This window comes from Actinocorallia libanotica, from assembly GCF_039525175.1.
Lineage (GTDB): Bacteria > Actinomycetota > Actinomycetes > Streptosporangiales > Streptosporangiaceae > Actinocorallia > Actinocorallia libanotica.
In genome coordinates this window covers 459,638-475,577 of the sequence record NZ_BAAAHH010000001.1, presented here as the reverse complement: position 1 = coordinate 475,577, position 15,940 = coordinate 459,638, and the positions used below count along the sequence as shown (strand labels likewise).

General features: G+C 73.9%; 12 protein-coding genes and 2 riboswitches. Of the genes, 6 read left to right on the top strand and 6 right to left on the bottom strand.

All coding sequences use genetic code 11. From position 1 onward, the window contains the following. Positions 1 to 46 precede the first annotated feature (46 nt). Positions 47 to 904 (bottom strand): SDR family NAD(P)-dependent oxidoreductase, encoded by an 858-nt coding sequence (locus ABD140_RS02295; protein ID WP_344236118.1) that lies wholly within the window; start codon positions 902 to 904, stop codon positions 47 to 49. Positions 905 to 1,031: 127 nt separating this feature from the next. On the opposite strand from ABD140_RS02295, the gene ABD140_RS02290 reads away from it, so the two are divergent. Beyond that, entirely contained in the window at positions 1,032 to 1,637 is a 606-nt protein-coding gene (locus ABD140_RS02290) for a TetR/AcrR family transcriptional regulator (protein ID WP_344236116.1), read from the top strand. Positions 1,638 to 1,736: 99 nt separating this feature from the next. Here ABD140_RS02290 and ABD140_RS02285 read toward each other — a convergent pair whose 3' ends face one another. Together ABD140_RS02285 and cbiE are read right to left on the bottom strand one after the other, a co-directional pair. Beyond that, positions 1,737 to 2,513, bottom strand: a complete 777-nt coding sequence (locus tag ABD140_RS02285; protein ID WP_344236114.1) for a cobalt-precorrin-4/precorrin-4 C(11)-methyltransferase — start codon at positions 2,511 to 2,513, stop codon at positions 1,737 to 1,739. Next, positions 2,486 to 3,691, bottom strand: coding sequence for a precorrin-6y C5,15-methyltransferase (decarboxylating) subunit CbiE (gene cbiE, locus ABD140_RS02280; protein WP_344236112.1), 1,206 nt, complete (start codon positions 3,689 to 3,691; stop codon positions 2,486 to 2,488). The genes ABD140_RS02285 and cbiE overlap by 28 nt, the downstream gene beginning before the upstream one ends. Positions 3,692 to 3,758: 67 nt before the next feature. Continuing rightward, positions 3,759 to 3,893, top strand: a riboswitch (cobalamin riboswitch). A 21-nt stretch (positions 3,894 to 3,914) separates the two neighbouring features. Here cbiE and ABD140_RS02275 point away from each other — a divergent pair. The 3 genes from ABD140_RS02275 to ABD140_RS02265 all read left to right on the top strand — a co-directional run bounded on the left by ABD140_RS02275 (position 3,915) and on the right by ABD140_RS02265 (position 8,298). Next, the gene (locus ABD140_RS02275; protein WP_344236110.1) at positions 3,915 to 6,080 is read left to right on the top strand and encodes a VWA domain-containing protein; all 2,166 of its coding nucleotides are present in this window, start codon (positions 3,915 to 3,917) and stop codon (positions 6,078 to 6,080) included. 182 nt (positions 6,081 to 6,262) lie between these two features. Next, positions 6,263 to 6,877 carry a cob(I)yrinic acid a,c-diamide adenosyltransferase gene (gene cobO, locus ABD140_RS02270; protein WP_344236108.1) on the top strand — a complete coding sequence of 205 codons (615 nt, stop codon included), beginning with the start codon at positions 6,263 to 6,265 and terminating at the stop codon, positions 6,875 to 6,877. Then, entirely contained in the window at positions 6,871 to 8,298 is a 1,428-nt protein-coding gene (locus tag ABD140_RS02265) for a cobyrinic acid a,c-diamide synthase CobB (RefSeq protein WP_344236106.1), read from the top strand. The genes cobO and ABD140_RS02265 overlap by 7 nt, the downstream gene beginning before the upstream one ends. A gap of 28 nt (positions 8,299 to 8,326) precedes the next feature. On the opposite strand, the gene ABD140_RS02260 is transcribed toward ABD140_RS02265, so the two are convergent. Continuing rightward, a complete protein-coding gene (locus tag ABD140_RS02260; RefSeq protein ID WP_344236104.1) occupies positions 8,327 to 8,878 on the bottom strand; it encodes a TetR/AcrR family transcriptional regulator in 552 nt (183 codons plus the stop codon). Positions 8,879 to 9,012: 134 nt separating this feature from the next. After that, positions 9,013 to 9,153, top strand: a riboswitch (adenosylcobalamin (AdoCbl) riboswitch). Positions 9,154 to 9,170: 17 nt separating this feature from the next. Here ABD140_RS02260 and ABD140_RS02255 point away from each other — a divergent pair. Together ABD140_RS02255 and ABD140_RS02250 are read left to right on the top strand one after the other, a co-directional pair. After that, positions 9,171 to 9,368: a CbtB domain-containing protein gene (locus ABD140_RS02255; RefSeq protein WP_344236102.1), complete on the top strand. Its 198-nt coding sequence runs from the start codon at positions 9,171 to 9,173 to the stop codon at positions 9,366 to 9,368. A gap of 91 nt (positions 9,369 to 9,459) precedes the next feature. Further along, positions 9,460 to 10,260 carry a CbtA family protein gene (locus ABD140_RS02250; RefSeq protein WP_344236100.1) on the top strand — a complete coding sequence of 267 codons (801 nt, stop codon included), beginning with the start codon at positions 9,460 to 9,462 and terminating at the stop codon, positions 10,258 to 10,260. Positions 10,261 to 10,380: 120 nt separating this feature from the next. Here the strand turns inward: ABD140_RS02250 and ABD140_RS02245 are convergent, their stop codons facing one another. Together ABD140_RS02245 and ABD140_RS02240 are read right to left on the bottom strand one after the other, a co-directional pair. Further along, positions 10,381 to 11,127, bottom strand: a complete 747-nt coding sequence (locus ABD140_RS02245; protein WP_344236098.1) for a cobalt-precorrin-6A reductase — start codon at positions 11,125 to 11,127, stop codon at positions 10,381 to 10,383. A 13-nt stretch (positions 11,128 to 11,140) separates the two neighbouring features. Beyond that, positions 11,141 to 15,814 (bottom strand): lysylphosphatidylglycerol synthase domain-containing protein, encoded by a 4,674-nt coding sequence (locus ABD140_RS02240; protein WP_344236096.1) that lies wholly within the window; start codon positions 15,812 to 15,814, stop codon positions 11,141 to 11,143. Positions 15,815 to 15,940 lie beyond the last annotated feature (126 nt).

The window sequence follows — 15,940 nt, the reverse complement described above, 5'->3', positions numbered from 1 at the left end:
AGCGCCCGGGTGACCACGGCGGACTCGATGAAGTCGGCGGAGCCGGTCATTCTTCGCGGGGGGCGGGGGATATCGCGTCCACCAGGCCTCGGGTCAGGGTGTGCAGGCGCAGGGCGTCCTCCTTGCGGAAGGGGCGGGTGTCGAGGGGGAGGCGGCGGGTGCCGCGGTAGGCGGAGAAGGCGGCGTCCGGCGGGGTTTCGAGGAGGGCGGCGATCGGGGCGGCGGCCTTGTCGGCGGAGGTCGCGGCGACGGTGAACACGGCGGTGACCAGGGCACGCAGGGGTTGCGGGAGGTGGCGGGGCATTCCGGTGGACACGACGCCGGGGTTGTAGCCGATGTAGCGGATCGGGGTGTCGGGGTAGAGCTCGGGGAAGGCCGCGCCGAGCAGGTCGTTGGCGCGGAAGGACTGCAGGGTGGCCCTGGTGCCGCCGTAGCGCCGGGTCAGCTGCAGGTCGTCCCAGTGGACACGGCCCAGGGGGACGCCGGGGGTGCCGACGTTCACGATGACCGGGCACGGCGCGGACTCCAGGACGGAGCGCAGCCGGTGGCCGAGGACGTACCGGCTCAGGTAGGCCAGGGCGAAGCTGTGCTCGAAGCCCTCGGCCGTGACGGTGCGGGGGCCGAAGAGCCGGTAGCGCTGGGCGCACAGGACGAGCCCGTCGACTCGCGCGCAGGTGTCCTCGATCGCCGAGGCGAGGTCCTGCGCCGCTCCGACCGAGGTGAGGTCCGCGCGCAGGAAGTCCACCCGGCCGCTCGCGGAGAGGGCGTCCGCCTCGGCCAGGAGCGCCTCCCCCTTGGCGGAGGTGCTGCCGACCGCGACGACGTGCGCTCCTCGGCGCAGCTGGTGCAAGGCGAGCGCCCTTCCGATCCCGTCCGTGCCTCCGGTGATGACGATGGTCTGCATGGTGCTGCCGCCTTCCGTCTCCCAGCAGTTAAATGGATATGAGTTATCCACTTATGGGCGACCCTACCAGAAGCGGATATGGTGCATCCGGTACGTGGTGTGCACGGTGCCGGAGCGAGGAGGACCCGTGGATGGCAAGACGGAGCAGAGCGCCGCGACGAACCGTCCGCTGAGGCGCGACGCCGAACTCAACCGGCGGCGCATCATCGATGCGGGAAGGGAGGTCTTCGCCGTCCGGGGGCTTCAGGCCACGCTCAACGATGTCGCCCACCACGCCGGGCTCGGCGTCGGCACTGTCTACCGCAGGTTCCCCGACAAGCAGGCGCTCGCGGAGGCCGTCTTCGTCGACGAACTCGACGACCTCGCCGCCATGGCCCGCCGCGCCTTGGACGACCGCGACGCCTTCGCCGCGCTGGCCGGCTTCCTGCGGAACGCCCTGGCGCGCGCCGCGGACAACCGCGGCCTGCGCGAACTGATGCGGCTCGGCGAGTTCGGCGAGGGCGGCATCGCCCGCGCCCGCCTCGGCATCACCGCGCACTGCGCGCGGCTCATGGAGCGCGCCCGCGCCCAGGGGACACTGCGCGACGACGTCACCGAAGCCGACCTCGCGCCGATCGTCGCGATGGTCGACGCCGTCATGGCCCTGCCGGAAGAACGGTCCTCCGCGCAGTGGCACCGCTATCTGGAGATCGTCCTCGACGGCCTCCGCGCCCGTCCGCCCCGGGCGTCCTGAGGGGCGCCGTTCCTCGGAGGGAGGCGGCCCGGCGGTCCGTGTTCGCCTGTGTCTTCCGGGGCGGGAGCGCTCTTCGGTTTCGGTGAAGGCGAGGCCGGGTCAGGCGGGGCGGGGGCGGCGGGGGTCGTAGAGGTGGGATTCGCCGGCGTGGCAGGCCCGGGGGGCGAGGGCGGGGCCGACGAGGATGACGGCGGCTTTGCGGAGGTCGTGGGCTTCCACCTGGTCGGCGATGGTGGAGAGGGTGCCGGTGAGGGTGAGCTGGGCGGGTTGGGAGGCGTTGGCGACGACGGCGGCGGGGCAGTCGCGGCCGTATTCGGGGATGAGTTCGGCGGCCAGGGTGCGGATGCGGGTGATGGCCAGGTGGAGGACCAGGGTGGCGCGGGTCGCGGCGAAGGCGGCCAGGGCCTCCGTGGGGGGCATCGCGGTCGAGCGGGCCTGGGTGCGGGTGAGGACCACGGACTGGGCCAGGAGGGGGACGGTCAGTTCCTTGCCCAGGTGGGCCGCGGCGGCGGCGTAGGCGGGGACGCCCGGGGTGACGTCCCAGGGGATGCCGCGGGTGTCGAGGCGGGCGGTCTGCTCGGCGAGGGCGGAGTAGAGGGAGGGGTCGCCGGAGCAGAGGCGGACGACGTCGCGGCCCGCCCGGTGGGCTTCGGCCAGGTGCTCGGTGATCTGGTCGAGGTTCAGGTGCTGGGTGTCGATGAGCGCGGCGCCGGGGCGGCAGTGGGAGAGGACCTGCTCGTCGAGGTAGGTGCCGGGGTAGAGGCAGACGTCGGCGCGCTCCAGCAGGCGCACGGCGCGGAGGGTGAGGAGGTCGGCGGCGCCGGGGCCGGCTCCCACGAAGTGCACGGTCAATTTTCGTCCTTCAGCAGCGACCATTGGGTGACGGCTCTGGCGGGCTTCCAGCCGGCGAACGCGCCGAGGGGGGCGGCCTGTTCGACGCTGAGGCGGGTGAGTTCACCGCCGAGTTCGGCGTAGCGGGCCAGGAGCAGGGCTTCGGTCTGGAGGGTGACGCCGTGGACGACCAGGCGCCCTGCCGGTTTCAGCGCCTTCCAGCACAGGTCGACGACGCCTTCCGCGGTGGCTCCGCCGCCGATGAAGACGGCGTCGGGGGCTTCGAGCCCGTGCAGGGCCTCGGGGGCGCGGCCGTGCACGACGTGCAGGGCGGGGACGCCGAGAGACGCGGCGTTCCTGGCGATACGGGCGGCTCGTTCGGGGTGGGACTCGATCGCGACGGCGCGGCAGGAGGCGTCCGTGCGCATCCATTCGACGGCCACCGAGCCCGCTCCCGCGCCGACGTCCCACAGCAGCCCGCCGGGCAGGGGCGCGAGCCTGGACAGGGCCGAGGCGCGCACGTCGCGCTTGGTGAGCTGGCCGTCGTGCTCGAACGCCTCGTCGGGCAGGCCCGCGACCAGGGAGCGGCCGCCGGTGCCGGCGCATTCGACCGCCACGATGTTCAGGGCGGGGAACTCCGCGGGCACGCCCTCGGCGGGGACCGCGCGGGCCACCGCCTCGCGTTCGGTGCCCAGGTCCGACAGGACGGTCAGCTCGCTGGTGCCGAAACCGGCGGCGAGCAGGAGCTCGGCGACGCGGCGCGGCGTGGTGCCGTCGCCGGAGAGCACGAGGACGCGGCGGCCGGGGGCCAGCAGGCGCAGCAGGGTGCGCGGGTCGCGGCCGACGAGGCTGAGGACGGCCGCCGTCTCGGCGGGCCAGCGCATCCGGGCGCGGGCGATCGCGACCGACGAGAGCGCCGGGACGATCCGCACCCGGTCGGGGCCCAGGACGTCGATGAGCGTGCCGCCCACCCCGGACACCAGGGGGTCGCCCGAGGCCAGCGCCACGACGTCGCCCGAACAGGACGCCAGGAGCCCGCCGAGCCCGGCGCGCAGCGGCGACGGCCACGGCAGGCGCCGCTGTCCGGGCACGGGCGGGACCATCGCCAGGTGGCGGGCGCCGCCGAGCAGCGTCCCGGCCTCCTCGACGGCGCGGCGCGCCGTCTCGTCCAGGCGCGCCCAGCCGTCGGCGCCGATGCCGACAACGGTCACGGAGAGGGTCATGGCGCATGACCCTAACGCCAGTTCCCGACCCTGCGGCCGCACGGGGCTCCGCCGGGGAGTAGCCTGGGCGCGTACTTCAGCACGAGGTGCCCCCTTTGTGGGGAGAATCTGGGAAGCCGGTGAGAATCCGGCACAGGCCCGCTGCGGTGATCCAGGCTCCGACCTGGAAAGTCCGAAGACCGGCCTCGTGCGCTGCGGACGGCACGACGAGCGGGAGCCTCACATGCCATCGTTCTTCCCCTTCAGCGCGGTCGTCGGCTCCGACGACATGGCGCTCGCCCTGGTCCTCACGGCCGTCTCGCCGTCGGTCGGCGGGGTGCTCGTGCGGGGCGAGAAGGGCACCGCCAAGTCCACCATGGTGCGGGCGCTGGCCCATGTCCTGCCGCCCGTCGACGTCATCGCCGGCGACCGGTTCTCCAGCGACCCGCGCGAGCGCGACCCGCTCTCCCCCGACGGGCCCTTCCCGCCGGACGCGCCCGTGGAGACCCGGCCCGCCCGGCTGGTGGAGCTGCCCGTCGGCGCCACCGAGGACCGGGTGCTGGGCTCGCTGCACCTGGAGCGGGCGCTGACCGAGGGCGTCACCGCCTACGAGCCGGGGCTGCTGGCCCGCGCGCACCGGGGCGTCCTGTACGTCGACGAGGTCAACCTGCTCCACGACCACCTGGTCGACCTGCTGCTGGACGCCGCCGCGATGGGCCGCGCGACGGTGGAGCGCGACGGCGTCTCCGTCGCGCACGCCGCCCGGTTCGTCCTGGTCGGCACGATGAACCCGGAGGAGGGCGAGCTGCGGCCGCAGCTGCTCGACCGGTTCGGCCTGACCGTGGAGGTCGCCGCGCCGCGCGACCCCTGGACGCGGGTCGAGGTCGTCCGCCGCCGCCTGGCGTTCGAGGAGGACCCGGAGGCGTTCGCCGCCCGGTTCGCCCCGGCCGAGCGGGAGCTGACCCGCCGGATCGCCGGGGCGCGGGAGCTGCTGGCGAAGGTCGAGCTCGGCGACGCGGCGCTGTTCAAGATCGCCGAGGTGTGCGCGGCGTTCGAGGTGGACGGCATGCGCGCCGACCTGGTCACGGCCCGCGCCGCCGCCGCCCACGCCGCCTGGCGCGGGCGGACGTCCGTCACCCGCGCCGACATCCGGGCCGCCGCCCGGCTGTCGCTCCCCCACCGGCGCCGCCGCAACCCGTTCGACGCCCCCGGCCTGGACGAGGAGCTGCTCGACCGGATCCTCGGCTCGGACGAACTCCCCCCGGAGCCGCCCGCGCCGCCGTCCCCGCGCGATTCGCCCGAGGACGGGCAGGGCGAGCAGGGCGGGCAGGCCCCCGACGCCGATCCGACGGCATCGCCGCCGGAGGGACGGGACGCGGCTCCCGACGGCGGGCCGGACACGTCGCGGGAGGGCGGGGCCCACGCCGAGAACGGACCGCGCGGCACGGCACCCGACGGCGGGCCGGACGCGACGCGGGAGGACGGGGCCCGGAACGGGCCGCGGGACGCGGACGGAGCGCAAGAGAACGCCGCGCCGCAGGACACCGGGTCTTCGCAGGACGGCGCCGCCCCGTCCGACGACGGTGCTTCCGCCGACGTCGTCGCGCCCGAGGCCCCGTACCGGCCGAAGACCTTCCGTGTCGCCGGTGTCGGGACGGGCGAGGCCGGACGCCGCTCCCCCGCCTTCACCCGCACCGGCCGCCGCGTCGGCGCCCGCAAGCCGGACGGGAGCGCCGGGTCGCTCCACCTGCTGGAGACGCTCCGCGCCGCCGCCCCGCACCAGCGGGCCCGCGGCCGGGAGGGCACACCGCTGGTGCTGCGCGCCGAGGACGTGCGGCTCGCCGTCGTCCAGGGCCGCGAGGCGAACCTCATCCTGTTCTGTGTGGACGCCTCGGGCTCCATGGCGGCCCGCCGCCGCATGGCCCAGGTCAAGACCGCGATCCTCTCGCTCCTCCTCGACGCCTACCGCCGCCGCGACAAGGTCGGCCTGGTGACGTTCCGCCGGTCCGGCGCGCGGGTCGTGCTCCCCCCGACGTCGTCGCTCGACATCGCCGCCACCCTCCTGCGCGACCTGCCCGCGGGCGGCCGCACGCCGCTGGCCGAAGGCCTGCTCGCCGCCGCCGGCGTGCTGCGCGTGGAGCGCCTGCGCGACCCGCGGCGGCGGCCGCTGCTCGTCGTCGTCACCGACGGCCGCGCCACCTCCGGCCCGGACGCCGTCGCCCGCTCCCGCCGCGCCGACGCGCTGCTGGCCGAGGCGAACGTCACCACCCTGGTCGTCGACTGCGAGACCGGCCGCTTCCGGCTCGGCCTGGCCCGTGAGCTCAGCACCGTGCTCCGCGCCGAACACCTGCCCCTGGGCGAGGTGGCCGCCGACGCCCTGACCGACACCGTCCGCCGACGCGTCGCCTGACACCGCGCGACCCGGCCGCCGGTGCCCCGCGGCCGTCGGTGCCACGGCCACCTGTGCCCCACGGCCACCGGCGCCCTGCGGTCACCCGCGTCCTCCGCCGGAGACGGCCCGCGCGCCCGCCGGGACTCCGGCAGACGTGTCCGCCCCGAAACGTCCGTACCCACCTGAAGGAGAGCCGCCCGATGCCGCAAGGACAACCGACGAACGTGCCCGTGGACGGGCTGACCACGAGGCAGCGGCGGAACCGGCCGCTGCTGATGGTGCACACCGGGGAGGGGAAGGGGAAGTCGACGGCCGCGTTCGGGCTGGCCATGCGCGGATGGAACCAGGGCTGGAACATCGGGGTGTTCCAGTTCGTGAAGTCCGCGAAGTGGCGCATCGGCGAGCAGACGGTGCTGGAGCGGCTCGGGCGGCTGCACGCCGAGACGGGCGAGGGCGGGCCCGTGGAGTGGCACAAGATGGGTTCGGGCTGGTCGTGGTCGCGCAAGCAGGGGGACGAGGCCGACCACGCGGCCGACGCCGCCGAGGGCTGGGCGGAGGTCAAGCGCCGCCTGGCCGCCGAGGCGCACGACCTGTACCTGCTCGACGAGTTCACCTACCCGATCGCCTGGGGGTGGGTGGACGCCGCGGACGTCGCCGAGACGCTGCGGAACCGGCCCGGCCACCAGCACGTGGTGGTGACGGGGCGGCGGGCCCACCCCCTCCTGCTGGAGGCCGCCGACCTGGTGACCGAGATGACGAAGGTCAAGCACCCGATGGACGAGGGGCAGAAGGGCCAGCGGGGCATCGAATGGTAGAGCTGCCCCGGCTCGTCATCGCCGCTCCCGCCTCCGGACACGGCAAGACCACCGTGGCGACCGGGCTCATGGCGGCGCTGCGGGCGGCCGGCCACACCGTCTCGGGGCACAAGGTCGGGCCCGACTACATCGACCCCGGCTACCACGCGCTGGCGACGGGACGGCCGGGACGCAACCTCGACCCCCACCTCGTCGGCGAGGACCTGCTCGCCCCCCTGCTCCTGGCCGGGGCGCGGGGTGCGGGCATCGCCGTCGTCGAAGGCGTCATGGGCCTGTACGACGGGCGGATCGGCGGCGACGGGTTCGCCTCCACCGCCCACGTCGCCGCCGCCACCGGCTCCCCCGTCCTGCTCGTCGTCGACGTCTCGCACGCCTCCCGCACGATCGCGGCGGTCGTGCAGGGGATGGTGGCCTACGGTCCCGAGCTCGACGTCGCCGGGGTGGTCCTGAACAAGGCGGGTTCGGAGCGGCACGCCGGGGAGGTGCGCCGGGCGCTGGAGCCGACGGGCGTCCCGGTCCTGGGCGTGCTGTACCGGGACGACGAGATCTCGGCCCCGTCCCGGCATCTCGGGCTCGTCCCGGCCGCCGAACGGCCGGACGCCGTCCGCGCCCTGGACCGGCTCGCGTCCCGGGTCGCCGAGCGCATCGACCTGCGGCGCCTCGTCGCCCTGGCCCGCCAGGCCCCGCCGCTGCCCGCCGCCCCGTGGTCGCCCGAACGGCAGGTCACTCCCCGACAGGGCGCGTCCCGGCCGGACGAACGACGGGACGCGTCCCGGCCGGGAGAGCGGCCGGTCGTCGCGGTCGCGGGCGGGCGGGCTTTCACCTTCCGGTACGCCGAGACCGAGGAGCTGCTCCGGGCGGCCGGGTGCGAGGTCGCCCACTTCGATCCCCTCACCGATCCGGGGCTGCCCGACGGGACGGCCGGGCTGTATCTCGGAGGGGGCTTCCCCGAGGTGCACGCCGGGGACCTCGCCGCGAACTCCGCGCTGCTGACGGCGTTGAGGCGGGCGGTGAACGGCGGCGTCCCCACGGTCGCCGAGTGCGCCGGGCTGCTCTACCTGTGCCGGACGCTGGACGGCGCGCCGATGGTGGGGGCGCTGGAGGCCCAGGCGCGGATGTCACCGCGCCTGACGCTGGGCTACCGCGACGCCGTCGCGCCGCGGGACACCCTGCTGGCCGCGGCGGGCGAGCGCGCCACGGGGCACGAGTTCCACCGGACGGTGGTGGAGCCGCGCGCGGGCGATACGGCGGTCTGGGAGTTCGGCGGCTCGCCGGAGGGCTTCGGCGCCGACCCGGCCCGCACCGGCTTCCCGACCGTGCACGCCTCCTACCTGCACACGCACTGGGCGGGGCACCCCGGCATGGCCCGGCGCTTCGCCGCGGCGGCGCGCCGCTTCGCCGCGGCGCGCCGCTCCCGGTGACCTCCCGGGTGCCGGCGGACGGCGCGGCTCACGGTCCGGTCCTCCGCTGCGCGCCGCCGAGCAGGAGTTCGACGACCATGTGGGTGAAGTCCTTCTCGGCCACGCGGCCGTCCAGGACGGACCAGGAGCAGGAGACGACGAGGCCGAGGACGCCGGCGCAGAGCCAGGCGGGGGTGAGGTCGATGCGGAACTCGCCCCGCTCCTGGCCCCGCCGGAAGAGGGCTTCGACGCGGTTCTCCAGGCGGGTCCAGCCCTCGTTGAGCTCGTCGCCCTCGAAGAGCTGGTTCTCGGAGTAGAGGAAGGCGAGCAGTTCGGCGGATCCCCGTATCTCGGCGACCAGCCGGCGGACCGCCTCGGCGGCGGGGCCTTCGGTGAGGGCGGCGCGGTCGAGGGCGGCGTCCAGCTCGCGGATGCCGAGGTCCTCCAGGGCGCGGACGAGCGCGTCGCGGCCCGCGAAGTGGCGGTGCAGCGTCGCGCGGCCGATGCCCGCCGCCGCGGCGACCTCGCCCATGGTCGCCGTCGACCTGCGGGAGAGCAGGGCGGCGGCGGCACGGAGTACCCGGTCGCGATCAGTGGCCATAACGCCATACTACCTCTTTTGAGACAATAGAGTCTCACACCCGAGGCGCCGGCGCTTTTTCGAGAGGCCACCGCGATCAATTACCCGGGAGAAAACACACTCCCGAGATATTGACCCGAATATCGCGTAGCATGTAACGTTTTTGCTAACCGTCCGCGAGGAAGTCGGTGGGATTCCGACGCAGTCGCGCTACTGTGACGCCGTTTCACGGCGGAGCCAGACCCTTCGGGCGGGGTTCTCATCCAACGGGACGCCGCATCCCCTGACGGAGGTTCTCATGTCGCATGTTTCCGTGTCCGAGCCCGGACTCGACGTTCCCGCGCTCCCCCTCTCCCAGCTCGCCCCCTGGGCCTTCTTCGGCGTGCTCCTCGCCGCCGTCGCCGTCTTCTTCGTCGGCGCCGAGCAGGGCGCCTTCTCCCTCTTCACCGGGACCGCCGTCCACGAGTGGGTGCACGACGCGCGCCACCTGCTCGGCTACCCCTGCCACTGAGCCGCGGGCCGGACGGCCCTTAGCCCCCCTTTCTCCACCAGCGCCCAGAAGCGCTTTTTCATCCTGCCCCCGGGCACGCGGGAGTCAAGACATGAGTCCTCGGGCTTTTCTCATCAATGGCCTGATCGCAGGCCTGATCGCGGGATTGTTCGCCTTCGGCGCCGCTTATTTCATCGGCGAACCGCATATCGACACCGCCATCGCCCTCGAAGAGGGCGGCTCCCATTCCCACGGCGACGACCATTCCCACGGGGACGGCCGAGCGCACGCCGAAGAGGCCGCCCCCGCCGAGGAGGAAGAGGGCGGCATCAGCCGGGACCGGCAGTCGACCTTCGGGCTCGCCACCGGCACGGTCGTCATCGGCCTCGCCCTGGGCGGAATCGTCGGCGTCGCCGCCGCCTTCGCCCTCGGCCGCCTCGGACGGCTGCGCCCCGCCGCCTCCACCGCGCTGATCGCCGGTGTCGGCTTCGTCGCGTTCGCCCTCGCCGCCTGGGTGAAGTACCCGCCGAACCCGCCCGCCGTGGGCAGCGGCGACACCATCGGCGCCCGCACCGCCGCCTACTTCGGCTTCCAGGGCCTGTCGGTGCTCCTGGCCGTCGCGGCGGTCGTCCTGGCCGCCCGCCTCGCCTCCCGCGGCGACGGATGGCTCGCCACGGCCGTCCCGGTCGTCGGCTGGGCCGTCCTCATCACGGCCGCCGGCCTGGCGCTCCCGGCGGCGGACCCGGTCCCCGCCGAGTTCCCCGCCGAACCCCTGTGGGGCTTCCGCCTCTCCTCCCTGGTCACCCAGGCCGTCCTGTGGGGCGTCCTCGCCCTCGTCCTCAGCGGCCTCGTCCACCGCACCGCCCGCGCCGAGGAGGCCCGCCGCTCCCTCGCCGCCGGCGTCCGCGCCTGACCCGGAACGCGCCCGGCCCTCCCGTCCTTCACTCGGGAGGGCCGTTCCCGTCTCCAGGACCTCGCCCCGGACCGGAGAACGTCCTCCGCCCCGTCCCGGAGGACGGGGGAACGCCCCGGGTCAGGCCAGGCCGCGGGCGGTGAGCCAGGCCGCGGTGGTGCGGGGATCGGGCTGGACCTCGACGGCGGAGGGGCGGCCGGCGCGGCGGATGACGACGACGGGGACGCCGAGTTCGGCGGCCGCGGCCATCTTGGGCCAGGTGTGGGCGCCGCCGGAGTCCTTGGTGACCAGGACGTCGCAGGCGTGGCGGCGCAGGAGGGCGCGTTCGCCGTCCAGGGTGTAGGGGCCGCGGCTGGTCAGGAGGGTCCAGGGGGCGGGGAGCGCGACGTCGGGCGGGTCGACGACGCGGACGAGCACGGTGTGCTCGGCCAGGGGCTCCAGGAAGTGCGCGAGCGACTGGCGGCCCGTGGTCAGGAACGGGGCGCGGCCCAGGCGGGCGGCGGCCGCGGCGGCCTCGGCGTGGGAGCCGACCCAGGTCCAGGCGTCGCTGCCGGGGGCGGCCTCCCAGCCGGGGCGCTCCAGGCGGACCAGGGGCGTGCCCGTCGCGGCGCAGGCGGCGGCGGCGTTGCGGGAGATGCCCGTGGCGAACGGGTGGGTGGCGTCGACGACGGCGGTGACGCCGTGCTCGCGGAGATGGGCCGCGAGGCCCTCGGCACCGCCGAAACCGCCGACGCGCACCTCGCCCACGGGGAGCCGGGGGCGTGCCACGCGGCCGGCCAGGGACGACGTGAAGGACGCGCCGCGCTCCTGGAGCAGCAGGGCGAGCTCACGCGCCTCGGCCGTCCCGCCGAGGATCAATACCGTCATCGCGACATTCCGTTCATCGGGACGATGGTATTTCCCCTGCCCTCCCGACCGCGCTCCCGCCCCGCCAGGCGAACGCGCCGGGCAGGACCGGGAGCCAGAAGGACAGGACGCGGTGGACGACGACCGCCACGACCGTCTCCGTGACGCCGCCGCCCAGAGCCACGAGGACGAGCACCAGAACGGGCTCGACCAGGCCGATACCGGCGGGCAGCGGGCCCAGGAGGCGCAGCGGGATCGCCGCGAGGAAGGCCGCGGCCAGCGCGCCGGGGCCGACCGCCACGCCGAGGGCCTGCGCGGTGGCCAGGAAGGCCAGCACGGAACTGGCGGTGACGGCCGTGCTCCCGGCCAGCAGGGCGGCCGCGCGCAGCGGCTTGCGCAGCCCGCCGGACAGCGACGGGAAGGCGGCGCGCAGCCTGCCGGGGAAGGAGCGCTGGGCTCTGAGCTGGAGCAGCAGGCCCACCACGGCCAGGGCGCCCGCGGCGGCCGGCAGGAGCGGCCATTCCGGGAAGGCGAGCGGGCGGGGGTTCTCGACGAGCGCCGCGGCGACCGCCAGGACGAAGGCGGCGGCGTGCACGAGGGCGCCGACCAGCCGGGTGGTCGCGACGGCGTCCTCGGCTCTGTTCCTGGACGCTCCCGACGCCTGGAGGTAGTCGGCCAGGACGGCTCCCGAGCCCAGGCCCGGCAGGTGCTGGCGGGAGGAGTAGGCGGCGGCCAGCTGCTCGCGGCAGGTCCGCAGGAACGGCAGGCGCCGCCCGTAAGCGCCCATGAGCGCGGCGGCGCCCGCCGCGTACGAGACGGCGATCAGCACGACGGCGGTCACCAGCCAGCGCGCGTCGGCGTCCTCGAGTACGTCGAAAAAGTTGTGCATCTCCGGCAGGCCGGACAGTCCGACGGCCGTCACGACCGTGCCGAGCAGCGCCAGGAGCAGCACCCACGCGCGGGACGGCAGCCGGGAGAGCCGGATCTCCTCGGGCTCCTCGGCCCCGGTGGTCCGCTTGATCTCGTCCTTCAGCTCGTCCAGGAGGTCGGGGTGCTCGCGCAGGGCCTTGCGGGTCGCGCTGCCGAACGCCAAAGGCTGCAGGAGCGGGATCGCGGCGGCCAGCTCTTCCGGTTCCAGGACGTTCGCAGCGGCGCGTACCGTCCGTTCCGGGCCGGTGAGCATGGCGGTGGAGCACAGCAGCTCGGCGACGTCTTGGGCGAGTTTGCGGTCGCTGGCACCGTCTTCGGCGAACCCGAAGTCGACGAGGACGGGTCGGTCTTCGGCATCGACAAGGATGTTCGCGGCCCGCAGGTCGCGGTGGGCGATCCGCGTCCGGTGGAGTTTGCGGGCTTCTTCCCATAGAGCGCGCAGGAAGTCATCGGTGAGTTCGGGCAGGTCGGTGAGCTCCCGCGCGTCCTCGATCGCCTCTTCGGCCAGCAGATAGGTGCCTCCTCCGCACGGGGCCAGGCCTGCGAACGCCGGGACGCGTACGCCCGCGCCCTGCGCGCGCATCACCAGGCATGCCTCGTGCTGGAGCTGGCGGCGCGGGGTGGCGAAGGGGCTCTCGTCCTCGACGCCGCGCAGGGTCAGCAGCCGGGCGAACTTGAACAGCAGGTCGGCGTCCCGGTGGTCGCGGCTGACGGCCTTGATGAACAGGCCCTTGCCGTCGCGTTCGCGTTCGGCCAGGTAGGGAACGGAGCCGCGCGCGTCCGCGTGCAGTTTCCGAACATTGGTGACGTTCCCGACGGCCAGGCGCAGCCCGCGGGAGATGTCCTCGTCGGAGGGCAGGATCGAGGGCGTGCCCCACAGCAGGTGGAAGGCGCCGCCGATGACCAGGCCCAGTCCCAGGCCCGCGACGACGTCCAGCGGGAAGTGCGCGCCGACGTACACGCGGCTGACGGCCACGACCACCGCCCACGCCCAGAAGACGCGGCGGAGCCTGCGCGGCACGTGGGCGGAGGCGATGGTGGCGAGGGTCGCGGCGACGGCGGCGTGGCCGGAGATGAAGCCGAGGCCGTTCTCGTGGGCTCCGCGCAGGACGACTTCTTCCAGGAGCGCTCCGGGGCGTCCCCGGTCGGTCATCTCCTTGAGGAACTTCGCCAGGAACCAGGCGAGCGTCCCGCCGGCGGCGAGTTCGGCGGCGAGCCGGAAGCGGCGGAAGACCAGTGCCACGGCGGCGGCCCCGCCCACGGCGCCGAGGGCTCCGGCCTGCATGAGGATCACCAGCGGCCAGGAGAACCAGTCCGGAAGGCTGTTGACCAGCCGGAAGGTGTTGCTCTCGGCGGACAGCAGGAATCCGTCGGCGGCGTAAAGGGCCAGGAACGTCACCAGGAACAGGCCGACGATGATGCGGACGACGTCTCCGGGGTGGCGTGCGGTGTGCGGGCCCGTCCTGTTCCAGCGCCTCTTGCGCTTCGGCAGGGTGAAGTCCGGCTCGCCGGCGCGTTCCCGTGCGGCTTTGGCGCGTTCGTCGCCGACGAGTTCCGCAGTGACGGCCTGCAGCTGGTCGCGGTCCAGCTGCAACGCCTTGGCGGGGGCTTGGGAGCGGGCTCGGCCGAAGCCCGTCAGGTACGGGAGTCCTTCGGCGTCGATGATGATGTTCTCGACGTTCAGCTCTCTGTGCGCGATACGGGCTTCGCCCAGCACTCCGAGCTGCACCCACAGCTCGTCCAAGAGCTCGTCGCTGATGTTGTTGTGCAGGGAGATCGCGTTCCCGTCGATGAGTTCCATCGCCAGGAAGCAGTCACCGGACGGCTTGCCCACGAAGCGTTCGACGTTCGGTACGCGTACGCCCCAGTGCTTGGCGAGTTGCAGAACGTACTCTTCGTGCTCCAGCTGCCGTCTCGCCGTGGTGAAGGGCGCGCCCGGACTTTCGCGCAAGGAGCGCACGCGGTCGAAGAAGTCGGCGTCGCGCTGGTCGCGGCCTATCGCCTTGAAGAACAGTTTCCGGGCTTGGGCGCGGTAGACGACGGCGCGGCGAATGTCGGTGCGTAGCGGTTCCAGGGCGACGGAAGGCGGGAGCAGGTCGGGGAAGACGGCTCGTAGGCGCGGGATTCCGGGGATGTGCGCCGGGGTTCCGTAGGCGAAGAGGACCGCCGAGCCGACGCCCCAGCCGAACGCGAGGCCGCCGACGACGTCCAAAGGCAGATGCGCGCCGACGTACACGCGGGCGAAAGCGACCGCGATGACCAGCCCCCACAGTGTCCGGCGGTAGGCGCGCGGAAGGTACGCGGACAAGACGGTGGCCAGCGCAGCGGCGACAGAAGCGTGTCCGGCGATGAAGCCGACGCCTTCGGCATGGACGTCCCCGCGCAGGTGCACCTGTTCCAGGATCGCTCCCGGACGTTCGCGGCCGGCCATCCACTTGACGACCTTGGCCAGTCCCCAGGCCGCGCCGCCCGCCGTCACCAGTGCGAGGGCGAGTGCTCTGCGGTGTGCGAGCAGTGCCAGAACGCCGCTGAGGACGACGGTCCCGATCCATCCGGCCTGCATGACCACCCACACGGGCGCGAACAGGACGTCCGGGAGGTCGTTCGCGAGCCGGAACAGGCTTGTCTCAAGGCTTCCGGGAGCATGCACGGCGAAGATCGCGCAGACGCCCGTCAGCGCGAGGGCGAACAGCGCCCGGACGCCGTCGCCGGGGTGGCGGAAGACCGTGGGCTGCTCCTGGTCCTCCTTGTTGACCGCCCACTGCCACCACACCCACATCACCGCGCCCGCCGGAAGGTAGAGCAGGAAGGTGAAGAAGCGGAACAGGAGGACGCCCGCGGCCAGCTTCGGCAGCTCGCCTCCGGTCAGTCCGAGCCCGCCGATGAGGGCGAGCTCGATGACGCCGGCGCTGCCCGGGGTGAGCGGGATGGCCGTCACCTGCCGGGCCACCGCGTAAACCGCGAACGTCTCGATGACGCCCGCCTCGGTGACCCCCACGGCCAGCAGCGACAGGTACAGGATGCCGAACGTCGCCAGGTGGTAGAGGAGCGTCGTCACCGTCAGCGAACCCCAGCGCGACTTGACGACCTCCCGCACCTCGGCCCGGAAGACCTGCAGCTTCTCGGCTTTGACCTCGGGCTTCTTGGGCAGGATCCGTGCCGCCTTCGTGAGGAGGCGCGCCAGTTTCTCCGCCGGGAACGTCCCCCAGAACAGCCACGCGGTGAGTCCGAGGATCACGACGGCCAGACCGAGTCCGAGCACCCCCGCCCCGCGCACCCCCGAAGGCACCTCGGAGACCGTGAGCGCCACCCCGAGCGCCGTCAACGGCAGCACGAGCCGCGCCACGAGGTTCCACACGCCCGTCGCGAGCGCCTGCGTGGCGATCTCCTGCAGGGAGAAGCCGACCTTGCGCTGCATGGTGATGTTCAGCGCCGCTCCCGCCGCGCCTCCCGCGGGCAGCCCGTACGAGACCGCGGTCGTCACGACGTTCACCGCGCACGCGTCACGGAACCTCAGGCCCGGCAGCCCCGCCATCAGCGCCCCCGCGGAGGCCGCGACGGACGCCAGCGTCAGCACCACCAGCCCGGCCATCTCCACCGCGCTGACCTTGCCGCCGAGGATCTCCCCGACCTCCCGCAGGTCCACCAGCCGGGGCAGCACCGCGCCGAACAGCACACCCGCGAGCACGATGCCCAGCACCGCGCTGACCACCCGCCGCGAGGGCAGTTTCCAGGCGAAGCCACGACTTCGGGGTTTTTCAGCCGTCTCGGGATGCATCGTCGTGGCTCTTCTCTGCCGGGGGGTGTTTTCACGAGCTCCCTCAAGATTTCCGTTGCGGCCGCCACCAAACAGTCACCACCACGTGGCAAAGGTCCCACTGTCCGCGACAGGCAAGCACCCGTT